The sequence below is a fragment of the Streptomyces marianii genome (assembly GCF_005795905.1).
GTDB lineage: Bacteria > Actinomycetota > Actinomycetes > Streptomycetales > Streptomycetaceae > Streptomyces > Streptomyces marianii.
In genome coordinates this window covers 5,620,728-5,633,155 of record NZ_VAWE01000001.1, presented here as the reverse complement: position 1 = coordinate 5,633,155, position 12,428 = coordinate 5,620,728, and the positions used below count along the sequence as shown (strand labels likewise).

13 protein-coding genes and 2 tRNA genes are annotated in these 12,428 nt (G+C 68.9%); 3 read left to right on the top strand and 12 right to left on the bottom strand.

Features of this window, described 5'->3' with window-relative positions; all coding sequences use genetic code 11:
• Positions 1–104: 104 nt before the first annotated feature.
• Entirely contained in the window at positions 105–1,487 is a 1,383-nt protein-coding gene (tig, locus tag FEF34_RS25565; RefSeq protein WP_138055238.1) for a trigger factor, read from the bottom strand.
• Between the two features lie 192 nt (positions 1,488–1,679).
• Positions 1,680–1,756, bottom strand: a tRNA-Pro gene (locus tag FEF34_RS25560).
• 186 nt (positions 1,757–1,942) lie between these two features.
• On the opposite strand from FEF34_RS25560, the gene FEF34_RS25555 reads away from it, so the two are divergent.
• Positions 1,943–2,016 (top strand) — tRNA-Gly (locus FEF34_RS25555).
• Between the two features lie 72 nt (positions 2,017–2,088).
• Here FEF34_RS25555 and FEF34_RS25550 read toward each other — a convergent pair.
• From FEF34_RS25550 to FEF34_RS25525, 6 genes are read right to left on the bottom strand one after another with little or no spacing between them, the layout of a single operon-like run.
• Positions 2,089–3,228 (bottom strand): tyrosine-type recombinase/integrase, encoded by a 1,140-nt coding sequence (locus tag FEF34_RS25550; RefSeq protein ID WP_138055237.1) that lies wholly within the window; start codon positions 3,226–3,228, stop codon positions 2,089–2,091.
• A complete protein-coding gene (locus FEF34_RS25545; protein ID WP_134407025.1) occupies positions 3,228–3,428 on the bottom strand; it encodes a helix-turn-helix domain-containing protein in 201 nt (66 codons plus the stop codon). The genes FEF34_RS25550 and FEF34_RS25545 overlap by 1 nt, the downstream gene beginning before the upstream one ends.
• A gap of 2 nt (positions 3,429–3,430) precedes the next feature.
• Complete coding sequence (repSA, locus tag FEF34_RS25540) at positions 3,431–4,828, bottom strand: replication initiator protein RepSA (RefSeq protein WP_407698358.1); 1,398 nt, start codon at positions 4,826–4,828, stop codon at positions 3,431–3,433.
• A gap of 26 nt (positions 4,829–4,854) precedes the next feature.
• Positions 4,855–5,034, bottom strand: a complete 180-nt coding sequence (locus FEF34_RS25535; RefSeq protein WP_138055236.1) for a hypothetical protein — start codon at positions 5,032–5,034, stop codon at positions 4,855–4,857.
• Positions 5,031–5,429: a helix-turn-helix domain-containing protein gene (locus tag FEF34_RS25530; protein WP_138055235.1), complete on the bottom strand. Its 399-nt coding sequence runs from the start codon at positions 5,427–5,429 to the stop codon at positions 5,031–5,033. Before FEF34_RS25530 ends, FEF34_RS25535 begins: the two co-directional genes overlap by 4 nt.
• On the bottom strand, positions 5,426–5,680 hold the full coding sequence (locus tag FEF34_RS25525) for a hypothetical protein (protein WP_134404599.1): 255 nt from the start codon (positions 5,678–5,680) through the stop codon (positions 5,426–5,428). Before FEF34_RS25525 ends, FEF34_RS25530 begins: the two co-directional genes overlap by 4 nt.
• Positions 5,681–5,870: 190 nt before the next feature.
• On the opposite strand from FEF34_RS25525, the gene FEF34_RS25520 reads away from it, so the two are divergent.
• Complete coding sequence (locus FEF34_RS25520) at positions 5,871–6,230, top strand: GntR family transcriptional regulator (protein ID WP_138055234.1); 360 nt, start codon at positions 5,871–5,873, stop codon at positions 6,228–6,230.
• A gap of 130 nt (positions 6,231–6,360) precedes the next feature.
• Here the strand turns inward: FEF34_RS25520 and FEF34_RS25515 are convergent, their stop codons facing one another.
• The gene (locus FEF34_RS25515; protein ID WP_267905293.1) at positions 6,361–7,578 is read right to left on the bottom strand and encodes a helix-turn-helix domain-containing protein; all 1,218 of its coding nucleotides are present in this window, start codon (positions 7,576–7,578) and stop codon (positions 6,361–6,363) included.
• Between the two features lie 1,380 nt (positions 7,579–8,958).
• The gene (locus FEF34_RS25510; RefSeq protein ID WP_138055233.1) at positions 8,959–9,153 is read right to left on the bottom strand and encodes a hypothetical protein; all 195 of its coding nucleotides are present in this window, start codon (positions 9,151–9,153) and stop codon (positions 8,959–8,961) included.
• Positions 9,154–9,554: 401 nt separating this feature from the next.
• Here FEF34_RS25510 and FEF34_RS25505 point away from each other — a divergent pair, with 401 nt between their 5' ends.
• Positions 9,555–10,754: an acyltransferase family protein gene (locus FEF34_RS25505; protein WP_138055232.1), complete on the top strand. Its 1,200-nt coding sequence runs from the start codon at positions 9,555–9,557 to the stop codon at positions 10,752–10,754.
• Here FEF34_RS25505 and FEF34_RS25500 read toward each other — a convergent pair.
• Positions 10,702–11,151: an HD domain-containing protein gene (locus FEF34_RS25500; RefSeq protein ID WP_138055231.1), complete on the bottom strand. Its 450-nt coding sequence runs from the start codon at positions 11,149–11,151 to the stop codon at positions 10,702–10,704. The two genes, FEF34_RS25505 and FEF34_RS25500, sit on opposite strands and share 53 nt — an antisense overlap.
• A gap of 35 nt (positions 11,152–11,186) precedes the next feature.
• Complete coding sequence (locus tag FEF34_RS25495) at positions 11,187–12,329, bottom strand: PP2C family protein-serine/threonine phosphatase (protein ID WP_138055230.1); 1,143 nt, start codon at positions 12,327–12,329, stop codon at positions 11,187–11,189.
• Between the last annotated feature and the right edge of the window lie 99 nt (positions 12,330–12,428).

Sequence of the window (12,428 nt, the reverse complement as noted above, 5' to 3'; positions counted from 1 at the left end):
GGCCCGGGCGCGCGTGTGCGCGGCTCCGGGCCCGTCACGGGGATCGGCGCCAGGGCGTGGGCTGCGCGGCTCGGCGCGCCCGTGTCCCGGCGGAGGCGGGAGGCTCAGGCCTCGGACTTCTCCTCGTCACCGGTGGCCGCGGCGGCGACCTCGGTGGCCTCCTCGACCTCGTCCTCGTCGTCGCTCATGTCGACGACCTCACCGTCGGTGTCCTTGACCGTCGAGGCCTCGACGACCGTCGCGAGGGCCTTGCCGCGGGCGACCTCGCCCACGAGCATCGGCACCTGGCCGCCCTCGACGACGGCCTGGGCGAACTGGTCGGGGGACATGCCGGAGGAGGCGGCGCGGCGCATGAGGTGCTCGGTGAGCTCCTCCTGGCTGACGTTGAGCTTCTCCCTGGAGACCAGCTCGTCGAGGACGAACTGGGTCTTGATGCCCTTGACCGCCTGCTCCTTGGTCTCGGCGTCGAACTCCTCCTCGGTCTTGCCCTGGATCTCCAGGTACTTGGCGAGGTCGAGGCCCATCTGGCCGAGCTGGTGGTGCTCCAGGTTGTGCTTGCGGGTGCGGATCTCGTCCTCGAGGAGCTTCTCGGGGACCGGGACCTCGACCAGTTCCAGGAGCTTCTCGAGCACGCGCTCCTGGGCCTGGGTGGCCTGGTCGTACTGCTTCGTGTTCTCCAGGCGCTTGCGGCTGTCGGCCTTCAGCTCCTCGAGGGTGTCGAACTCGCTGGCCATCTGGGCGAACTCGTCGTCCAGCTCGGGGAGCTCGCGCGCGGCGACCTGGGTCACCTTGACGGTGATCTCGGCGTCCTTGCCCTCGGCGGAGCCGCCCTTCAGCTGCGAGGTGAAAGTGGCCTCGCCGCCGGCCTCCAGGCCGGTCACGGCCTCGTCGATGCCGTCGAGGAGCTCGCCGGAGCCGATCGTGTACTGCACGCCGTCGGCGACGCCGTCCGCGAGGACCTCACCGTCGACCTTGGCCTCGAGGTCGATCGTCACGACGTCGCCGTCGGTGGCGGCGCGCTCCACCGGGGAGGTGGTGGCGAAGCGGGTACGCAGCTGGTCGACGGACTTCTCGACGTCCTCGTCGGAGACCTCGACGGCGTCGACCTCGACCTCGATGCCGGAGAAGTCCGGGATCTCGATGGTCGGGCGGACGTCGACCTCGGCGGTGAAGTTCAGCGTCTCGCCGTCCTTCAGCTCCGTGATGTCGACCTCGGGCTGGCCGAGCGGGTTGATCTCCGCCTCGTTGACGGCCTCGGTGTAGAACTTCGGGAGCGCGTCGTTGACGGCCTCCTCGAGCACCGCACCGCGGCCGAACCGCTGGTCGATGACGCGCGCCGGGACCTTGCCCTTGCGGAAGCCCTTGACCGTGACCTGCTGGTTGATCTTCTTGTACGCCGCGTCGAGGCTGTCCTTGAGCTCCTCGAAGGGCACCTCGACAGTGAGCCGAACCCGGGTCGGGTTCAGGGTCTCCACGGCGCTCTTCACGGTTCGGTCTCCTTGGTGGCTGAATTCTGGGGTTCTGCTGGGTCCACCACGGAGTGTCGTCCGGCGGCGGCGCAGCGGATCGGGCCCGGCGCTTCGGACGCTCGGTCAGACACACGGGCACACAGATTGCATAGTAACCGCAAGCGGGATCAGCCCCACAATGCGATCTTGACCAAGGCACGATCGCGATGTTGGTCGGGGTGGCGGGATTTGAACCCACGGCCTTCCGCTCCCAAAGCGGACGCGCTACCAAGCTGCGCCACACCCCGTCGGTGCGAACGTAGGGTACATGCCCCCAGGCAGTGGCCCGCCTCCTTTCCCGCGGGTCAGCCGGGGCACACGTCGCCGCTCGGGGCGGCGGGGGCACGGCCGGGGCAACGGGTGTGCGGCGGACGCCGGGAACCCGCTACGATGCTCTTCGTGCCGTGGCCACCACGACCTGCGGCGCGTTGCTTGCGGGCGTAGCTCAATGGTAGAGCCCTAGTCTTCCAAACTAGCTACGCGGGTTCGATTCCCGTCGCCCGCTCCACATGGCTCAGGGCCAGGTCAGAGGCTGATTCCTCTGCCTGGCCCTGATGCGTTCTGCGACCCTCGTTCGGCCCTACGTGCCCGTCGCGTGCCCGTTCCGATGAGGATCTTGCTTACGGGCCTGCTCGACGACGGCACTCACGGCCTGGCCGATCAGCCGCTCTCGCTCCGCTGTGGCGTGCTGGTAGATCAGCGCGGCGCGGGCGGAACTGTGGCCCATCCTGGTCATCAGCTCGCGTGTGCTCGCACCGGTCGCCGCAGCGAGGGTGTTCCCCGTGTGGCGGAGATCATGGAAGTGCAGCCCCTTGATTCCGGCCTGGTCACATGCCGTGCGCCACAGCTTGCCGAAGTGGTTCCGGCGAGGAGTCGCCTTCTTGGCGCCGATGAACACGCGACCGTCGGGACCCGGCTCGGCATAGATCGCGAGATGCGTCGCCAGGTCGGTCATGATCACTTCCGGGATGGCCACCGTGCGCCGGCCCGCCGCGCTCTTGGGCTCCTTGATCAGCCGCTTGCCACTGTGCAGCTCGGCGACGTTCCGGCGGACCCGGACCGTACCCGCGTCAAGGTCGAGATCCCGGCGGCGCAGGCCGATCAGCTCGCCCCAACGGAGCCCCGTGAAGGCCGCCAGGAGGACGAGAGCCCGGTAGCGGGGCTGGATCGCCCCGGCGAGTGCGTAGACCTCCTGAACCGTGGCCGTAGGCCGCTCAGGAGTGGGAACCACGCTCGCGCCCTTGACCCGGCAAGGGTTCCGCCGGATGAGCCGGTCCTCCACGGCCGTCATCAGCACGGCACGCATCAGGGCGTACGACTTGGCCACCGAGGAAGCGCCGGCACCCGCGTCCAGACGAGCAACCCGCCAGGCCCGGACCATCGCCGGAGTGATGTCGCCCAGGGCCACCCGGTCGAAGGTCGGGCCGAGATGGTTCCGCAGAAGTGACCGGTAGAGGTCCGCCGTCGAAGCGCTGATACCCCGCTCGGTGATCCAGGTCGCCGCGTACGCACCGAAGGACACCTTGGCAGCGTCCGGGTCTGTCCACTCCCCCGCCCTCAGCTCCGACTGCTTATCCGCAAGCCAGTCATCCGCTTCACGCTTCGTACGGAAAGTGTGCGGTGCAGGGCGGTCAACACCGTCGAGTCCGAGGTAGCGGACCTGGTACCGACCGGATGGCAGCTTGCGTACACGGCCGAACGACCGCTTCTTGCCCGCCATCAAGCCACGCTCCTCAGCCGCCGGACGGTCGGAGCAACGGTGTTGGCCTCGATGAACGCCGCAACGGCCTGCTCGGGGATGCGGACATGGCGCCCGACCTTCACGAAGGTGATCCGGCGTTCCTCGATGAGCCGCCGCGGGAACCGGACGGTGGTGCCGAGGAGTTCGGCGACCTGGTCCACGGTAAGCAGTCGGTCCATGGTCACCACTCCCCCGTCCCGTCAGCGGTCACGAGCTCGGCGCGGAGCTCCCGGCCCAGTTCGCGGTTCTGCCTGATCTCGTCGGCGATGGTCTGGGCGAGCCAGGATTCGCCGGGGCTGTGGCCGTGTCCGGCGTAGGTCCAGTGGGCGAGTGTCAGGGTGGAGCCCTCCTCGGTGTCGGGGTCGATGTCAGGGAGCCCGCGCGTTTGGCGTTCCTGGCGGGCGCGGTAGTCGGCGCGGACCTGGCGGAGCGCGCCGAGGGTGGTGGAGTAGCGGCGGGACTTGGTGGAGAAGTGGCCGCGGAAGCCGAGCATGTGGGACCAGCGCGCCAGCAGCCGGTCGGGGTAGTCGGGGTTGAGGTCCCAGCAGGCTTGGATGAGGCGGCGTGTGTGGTCGGGCAGGTCGAGGCGGTCCAGCTCGCGGAGCTCCCCGATGCGCCGGTCCACGGTGCCGGTCGTTTCGGCGGCCTTGGTGGCGTACTTGGCGACGTAGGCGGCCACGGCCTGTTCGGTCAGTTCCTCGTGCCCGAGGGCGCCGATGGGCTGGACGTCGACCTGGGTGCCCCAGCGCAGTTCGCGTTCCGGGTGGGTGCCGGCGGGCGGGACCAGGACCCGGACACGGGCGGCGGCGGCGCGGATCGCGTCGTCCAGGAGGGGGACGGTGGCCCAGCTTGGCGGTTCGGTGCCCGGCCCGTCCGGGCCGTCGAGGCGCACGACGGCGTGGAAGTGCACGGCGCCGCGCTTTTGGAACTCGGCGACCTTGCCGAAGGACACCCGGCAGGCGTCGGCCAGGGCGCGTTGGGAGAGTCCGGCGCGGGCGGCGATCTCCCTGCGCAGGTAGATCGTGAACCGCTGCCACAACTGCCCGGCGTGGTTGTTCCACAGCACCGCACCCGCGTAGTCGTACCGATCCGGGTCCAGCGCCGTGCCCAGGACGGGGTCGGTGTCGGCGTGGAGGGTGCCGCAGCGGCAGCGCCCGGCGGTGGGGCGGTTGTGGACCGGGCCGAAGGAGGGGGCGGTGAGGGTGGCGAACACCCGTGGGTGATCGCGCACGGTGGTGGGGACGTCCTTGCGTTCGTCGCCGGTGATCCCCGCCCGGATCAGGTGGTAGGTGTCCCCCGCATACGTCCACGCACACGAGGGACAGCGCGAAGCGCGGCGGTTGCCGCAGGCCACCCGTAACCGGCCGCCCGGCTCCGACTGCGTCGAGTACGCGTACAGGGTCTCGGCCGTCGTGCGGTCTTTGGTGATCGTCCAGCCCTGCAAGTGGATCGGGTCCGAGCAGCCACCGGTACGCCGGACCTGTTCACGCCAGCGCTCGAAGCCCGGTTGGTTGGCGACGCGGAGCAGGTCGACCAGGGTCAGCGGGTCCACCCCCACGGCGGCCGCGGTGCCGGCCACAGCAGCCGGGGCGACGGGAAGCATCGTCACCAGGACACCCCCGTCCCCCGGCACGAGGTGCAATCCGCACCCGGCATCGGCTCACCCGCAGCGACCTCGACCCAGACGAAACCCCAGCCGAAGCACTCACCACACACGGACGCGGAGGAGGCCGGGACGTCGGTGGCCGGGACCAGGACCGTCACGACGGTGTCGGCGGCGTTCACGCGGCCACCCCCTTGAGTTGGGCGGCGAGGCTGTCCACCAGCGTTTCCAGCGAGGCGACCCGATCGGCAAGCGCGGCCGTGCCGGTAGCACGGGTGAAGCCCAAGTCATCCGGGGTGGCGCGCAGGACCGCGCAGAGCAGCACCTGATACGAGGGGCCCGGATGCACCGCGCCGTTCTCCCAGCGCGACATCTGCACCTTCAGCGAGGACTCCGCAGCGATCTCCCAGCCCCAGTGCCCGGCCAGCAGTAACAGCGCCCGGACGACCTTGTGCTGAGACCAGCCACGCGCCAGCCGTGCACGACCCAGCGGAGTGTCCGGAGCCCGCAGCGGCACCCGAGCAGGCTGCACAGGGGCGACAGGCGTATCCGTGAGCGGAACGATGGATGCGGTCACGCGGCCACCGCCTCAACCGAGGCGGACACGGGCTTGCCGGTCTCCCAGACGAACGGCACGGCCACCGGGCAGCGTTCGCGATCCTCGGTGTCGTGGACCAGGACGCCGAGGCCGTCCACCTTCATCCAGCCCCAGCCGGACACTGATGCGCCGCAGGACATGCAAGGCGAGGGAACACCCTCGGCGACCTCGGTACGGGACAACGGAGCGGACAAGGGCGCCGGGTGCGAAACGACGAGCGTCGCGGGCATGATGGAAGCTCCCTTCAAGGGGACGAAGGGGGCGGCGAATCTGCTTGGCGGTAGGAGCGCCGCCCCCGGGGTCAGATCAAAGCCTGTCTAACTTCTCTTGTGTTACCTAGATTAGTTGGATCGTGGCGCAACGCAAGGGCTTTGACCGACGGGGGAAGATTTCTTTAGATCACTTAGGTAACCTGGGTTTGTGACTGTGAGCCCAGACGACCCACGCAGCGCATACGCGCAGGTAGCCGACGACCTCCGGCGGAGGATTGCCACCGGGGTTGTCAAGGCCGGGCAGCGGCTCGACGGAAACGCCAAGTTGGCCGAGCAGTACGGCGTTGCAGCCATGACCGTTCGGCATGCGCTCGACATCCTCCGCGACGAGGGCCTGATCGTGAGTCAGCAAGGTCGCGGGACCTTTGTCGCCAACGATCCGCCTGGCGAGGAGGCATCCCCAAGGGATCAACAGATGGCGGACGAGCTTACGGAGATCAAGGCCGCCTTGGAACTGATCAACTCGCGGCTCGATCGCCTCGAACATCAGGTTCGCGACCGCGCCTGACAGAGGAAGCCAGTCGGTCAACACGCTGACTGGCTTCAGTGAGCTTCTTGCGGATCTCGTGCAGTTCGACCAATAACCGTGCCCTGTCCGCGACCCTCACGTAAGTCTTCCCCCTCTCAGAATGTCGTGATCAGCCCAGCTTCATGTGTGCGGCGAGTCGCCGAATTTCCTCGGTGCGCGCGTGCCTGTCCGTGGAGCGCAGATCGTCGACGAGGTTCCGGGCAACCGGCCGGTTTCGCACATGTTGCGGCGCGATCGAGTCGGCCCGCAGGATCGCTTCAGCCGCAGGCGCCGCCTTGCGGTTCATCATGTGGCCGGCGGCAGTGCAGACCCAGAAGTGAGACTGCCGCTCGCCAGAGGCAATGCGCATGACATCAACCAGCTCGGCACGCGAGGAAACGTCACGAGGGTGGCCCAACTCCAAGCTGACCTCCACCGAGTGAATCTCCGTGTTGACCGCGTTGAACTGCGTCTGGAAGACGTTCCCGTCATCGGGCAGCCCGGTCGCGACCTGCCGCGCCTCGGCAAGGTGCGACTCGGCCTCAGCTCGGTGCCAGAGACGAGACCACGCAACGGCCGCCCGAAGGTGCATCGCACCCCAGAGAGCGCGGACAGGCTCATCCCCCGCAGCCATGTGCGGTTCGAGATCATCCAGAGCGCGACGAGCCATGTCCCGCGCCGCATTCAGCTCTCCCTCATGGAGCCAGACGCCGCAAAGGTCCCATCGGGCGGCAGCCTGAAGGACCGGGGACTCTGCGCGCTCGGCGGCTACCAGCTCTCGCTGGACAGCGCTCCACCCGAGGTCATGATGGCCAAGGAGGTTCGAGGAGACGCGGGCCATGTGACTGGCGCGAAGCATCAGAGCCTCCGCCTGTCCCACATCGTCACCCGTGACCGCGTCGCACAGAACGATCAGGTCCCGGAGGATCTGCGGGAGGACATCGCCAAGCGCCGTGAACTTGGCGTCCTGCCTCAGCTGCTCCGCTGCCGCCACCCGACTTACGAGATCTGGGAGGGTCGGAAGCTCGGTCGTGGCGATGAGAGCGGCGCCACCGGGCATCGTGGCTTGCTGGAGGGCGAGGCGGAGACCGGGGATGGAGGCATGTCCGGAGTCCAGCTCGGAGGTTTCGTGACGGTAGGGCTGCCCCGTCAGCTCTATGACCTCCACGCCCAGCACTTCCGCGAGCTGCCCCAGAATGCTCATGCGGTCGAGAGGCAGTCGTCCTGTTTCGACCTTGGAGACCCAGCTCACAGAGCGATCAACGGCGGCGGCCAGTTGAGCTTGGTCCCAGCCGATTCGGCGCCTTGCCCTCGCTACGCGCTGTCCTGTGCTCAGATCCGCCCCCATCATGGGACTCCTTTCGACACCTCGAAGGTACCCAGCCCATAGGGGGGCACTGTCAGTAAAAGTGACAGTGGACGCCGCGAACGCCCTTTGGGCGCAGACGAGTTACAGGTTTCTCTACCTCGATCAAGTGCTCGCTTCGCTCGCCGATGATCCCGGCCTCCTGGAACTGCAAGCAGTCTGATTCAGAGATCAGAGGTGCCGCGCACAGCGCGGCGGCGCCGGCCGGACGCCGCCGCCCGGCTCCCTCCATGTCTCCGCCACCGGGACCGCGCGTCGTCGCCCGCCCGCGCCCACAAAGGGGCGAAAGACCAGGCCGGGGCTAGGGACAGTGCGACAACCACAGGTAAGAACAGGACCGTGGCCAGGGCGGTCGGCTCCGCGGCTTTACGCAGCCACCATGGGGCGAGCCTCGAAGATCGGGGGCCCACATCGGGCTATTGCGGGCAGGTCCAGAGACTGCCCGAGTCGCGGGAAGCTTACGGGCCCCCGATCTCTCGCCCCATGGCAGCTCCAGCCCAAAGCCGCTCCCGCCGACCTCAGGGGAGAGGACCGCGCCAGCCTGGTGCGACCTAATGGCTGGCCTGCGTCTCAGCACCTACCGCTCGCGTGCTCCTGCGGAGGATAATCGCACGACGGGCAGTCGACACCGCCAGGAGCGCGAACCAGGCGCCTCCCACGCACGGCCCAAGGAGATCCCACCAGTCCAGGACGGGCTCCGCAAGGATCCTCGCTACCCACCAGACGTCATAGGAAACGATGCCGGTTAGCGCCGAGGCTACGAGAGCTGTCGTCCACCAACGCTCAGGCCATCCCTTGCTCACGTTCCCCCCAGCCACAACCGCGGATGCCGACACTCCCAGTGTGCCGTGCCCGCTGCGTGCCCGATCCAGCGGGACGTAACGGGGATTCAAGGGGAACAGCAGCGCCAACCGCGCTCCAGCCCAGATCGGGGGCTTGCCAGGTCAGCCACCATCCGCATCCGGCGTCTTCCAAACTAGCTACGCGGGTTCGATTCCCGTCGCCCGCTCCAGGTGGCTCAGGGCCAGGCCGGAGGAGGAATCCTCGGTCTGGCCCTGACGCGTTCCACGAACCGCGCACGGCCTTGCACGCCTGTTGCGTGCCCGTTCGCACGGGCCCCGAACGTGCCCACCCGCACCGCCCGGGTGGGCGCCCCGAGTCCACCACGGCTCCGGTGCCGGGCGGCACCGGTTCGCCCTCGAACGAGGCGGCAGCGAGCGTCGGCCCGCCCACGGACACGCACCGGCGTGAGCCGCCCCCGCTCGGTACGAGATCCCGCCGCATCCGTGTCGACCCGGCAGAAGCCGGGCAGGCGGGACCGATGAGCCTTGACCGGAAGAAGACAAGACGAGCGAAATGCGCTCAGAATCTGATCGCGTTGATCGAGTCCGCCAGCGAGTCCAGAAAGTTGTCGATCGCCGGCGCCATACCGGTCGAGGCGAGGAAGAAGCCGAAGAGCGCCGCGACTATCGCGGGCCCGGCCTTGATCGAACCGCCACGGATCATCACCACGAGGATGATCGCCAACAGCAGCACCACAGACAGTGAAATGGCCACAACTGATCACACCCTCGGTCGGTCCGCCTTGCCCACCGGGAGGCATACGGCCCCGCACACCCCCCGCCCCACCATCGTGCCACCAACAGCCGGGCCGCGGTGACCGCCTGACGGATCATCGGCGCATGGATCGGATCACATCACGATGCGCCGACGGGTGGGCGGCGGCGCGTCACCGCTTACTGCTACCCGGCGGTGCGAAATGCACACATGCGGGTCACAGGAAATTCGGACAATACCGGTGAGGAAATTCGCCGATGACTCGAGCTTCGACATTTCGCCCCGTTTAAGCGGGATTAATTGGGGCATATCGGACGTTTGACGGTCGTGTCGGTGACGAATACAGGAGATCTTCCCGGTGGGTTTTACGAATTCCATTGGACCCGGTTAGGGTGCCTCGAATGTTCCACGCTCCGAATGGATTGCAGAGGGACCGCGTCCCCGACGCCTCCCGTGAGCCGGAGCCCCTCCCAGGGAGGACAGCGACGGCCGAAGCGACACCGCCCGCCCCACCGGAACCGGCGGCGCAGGAGGCACCGGCGGCGCAGGTCAAGAGACGCGACGCCTACTTCGACAACGCCAAGTACCTCGCCATCGTGCTGGTGGCGGTGGCGCACGCGTGGGAGCCGGTGATGGACGGCAGCCGCGCCACCAGGGCGGCGTACATGTTCGTCTACACCTTCCACATGCCGGCGTTCATCATCATCTCCGGCTACTTCTCGCGGAGTTTCCAGGCCCGCCCCGACCAGCTGAAGCGGCTGGTCAGCGGTGTCGTGGTGCCGTTCTTCGTCTTCGAGGCCGCCTACACGCTCTTCAAGCGGTGGGCCGACGACGACCCCGACTACCCCTTCAGCCTGACCGATCCGCTGTACCTCACGTGGTTCCTGATCGCGCTGTTCGTGTGGCGGCTGTCGACGCCGCTGTGGCGTTCCATCAAGTATCCGCTGGCGGTGGCCCTGGTCATCGCGTCGCTCGGCTCGCTCACCCCGGGCATCGGTCAGGACCTCGACCTCCAGCGCATCCTGCAGTTCCTGCCGTTCTTCGTGCTGGGTCTGTCGATGCGGCCGGAGCACTTCCAGATGCTGCGGCGCCGGGAGGTGCGGCTGCTGGCGCTTCCGGTGGTCGCGGGCGCGGCGGTGTTCACCTACTGGGTGGCGCCGGACGTACGGATGGGCTGGTTCTACCGCTCGACCAGCGCCGAGGAGCTGGACGCGCCGTGGTGGGCGGGTCCGCTGATGACCTTCGGGCTGTTCGGCTGCGCGCTGCTGCTGACAGCCGCCTTCCTCGCCTGGGTACCGCGCCGCAGGACGTGGTTCACCGTGCTGGGCGCGGGCACCATCTGCGGCTACCTGCTCCACGGCTTCCTGGTGAAGTCCCTGGACTACCTGGGACTGGTGGCCCAGTACCCGTGGCTGGCGGAGCCGGCCGGGGAGATCGCGGTCACGCTCGTCACGGCCGCGGCCGTGACGCTGTTCTGCACCCCGCCGGTGCGACGTGCGCTGCGGTTCGCGACCGAGCCCGAACTGTCGTGGGCGTTCCGACGGGACGTCACCCGGCTGTCAGGCCGAGCAGCCGCCTCATCGTCGCGTACTTGGCGGTGAGCCGGGCCCGGGTCGGTTCGTCGAGCAGGGCGAGCCGGTCCGGATCGGCGTTGTGGGCCAGGTCTGCCTCCTTGACGAGACGGGCGCCCGGTGTGGCGAGGATGCGCCGGGCGTACGACTCGGCGTCCTCCCCCGGGCGCTTGGTCATGGCGTCCACCAAGTCCTTCACCTGTTGCGGGAGTTCGGCTGCGGCCAGCCATTCCCGCGACAGCGCGTCGTCCTCGATCGCGTCGTGCAGCCAGGCGGCGGCGATCTGCTCGTCGGTGCCGCCCCGCGTCCTCACTCCGTCCGCCACCGCCCGGATGTGCTCGGCGTAGGGCCGTCCTGCCTTGTCCGTCTGGTGCGCGTGGGCGTCCCGGGCGATCGCCTCGACCTGGTCGAGCGTGAGTTTGGCCATACGCCCGACTCTACGGGCGCCCCGCCGACCGGGCGTCACGGCTCCCGGCGGATCAGCAGCAGGGCCCGGTCGTCGTTGACGTCCTTCGCCACGGCCTCGATGAGGTGCCAGGCGGCCCCCTCGAAACCCGTCGCCACATAGCGGTCGGCCTCGCCGGTGAGCCGGTCCATGCCCTCGGCGATGTCCCGGTCGTTCGCCTCGACGAGCCCGTCCGTGAAGAGCATCAGCACGTCGCCTGGGCGCAGAGTGCCCTTGACCGGGTCGAACTGGGCGCCCTCGTACACTCCGAGCAGCGGGCCCTCCGCGGCCTGCTCCTCCCAGCGGCCGGAGCCCGCGTGGAGCTGGAGTGCCGGCAGATGGCCGGCGGAGAGCAGTTCGTAGTCGCCGGAGTCCAGGTCGAGCACGAGGTGGACGGAGGTCGCGAAGCCCTCGTCCCAGTCCTGGCGCAGGAGATAGCCGTTGGCGGCGGTGAGGAAGCCGTGCGGGGGGAGGGAGCCCAGGAGCCCGCCGAAGGCGCCGGACAGCAGCAGGGCGCGCGACGCGGCGTCCATGCCCTTGCCGGAGACGTCGGTGAGGACGACTTCGAGGGTCCGGCCGCCGTTGGTGCGGGCGGCGACGACGAAGTCTCCCGAGAACGACTGGCCGCCGGCCGGGCGGAGGGCCATCTCGCGGTGCCAGCCCTGCGGCAGTCGCGGCAGTGCGCTCTGTACCCGGATCCTCTCGCGCAGGTCGAAGAGCATCGTGCCGCCCCGCCGCCAGGGCACCCCGACACGGGCACGGAACTGGGCGATGAGCAGACCGAAGAGTCCGCAGGCGGCCACCACCAGCACCGTCCCCGGGGTGACCCGGGCCGGACCTTCCGTGTAGGGGCCGAGTACGAGTGACTCGACGATCAGCGCCAGGGCCGCGGCCGCGTACAGACCGAGCAGGCTCGCGGGCCGCAGCAGCAGTCCTCCCGCGACGATCGGCAGGACGAGGGCGGCCGGCGTGCACCAGACCGGCATGAGGATGGTGCCCCAGGCGATGGCCGGGACCGTCAGCAGGAGCCCGGCCAGCGCGATCCAGTCGGAGCCGTCGCCGCGGAAGTAGTCGACCCCGGACCTGCGCAGCGTCGTGCGGGCCCGGTGCGTGGCTTTGCGCATCCGGGCCGTGTACGAGTCCGCTGCGCCACGTGCCATCGTCGGCGACCCTATCCACACCCTCGTCCGGCGTGGAGGGGGACCCCATGACATTGCGTTCGAAATCGGGTCGCGACGGGACGCGGTGCCCTGGTAGGC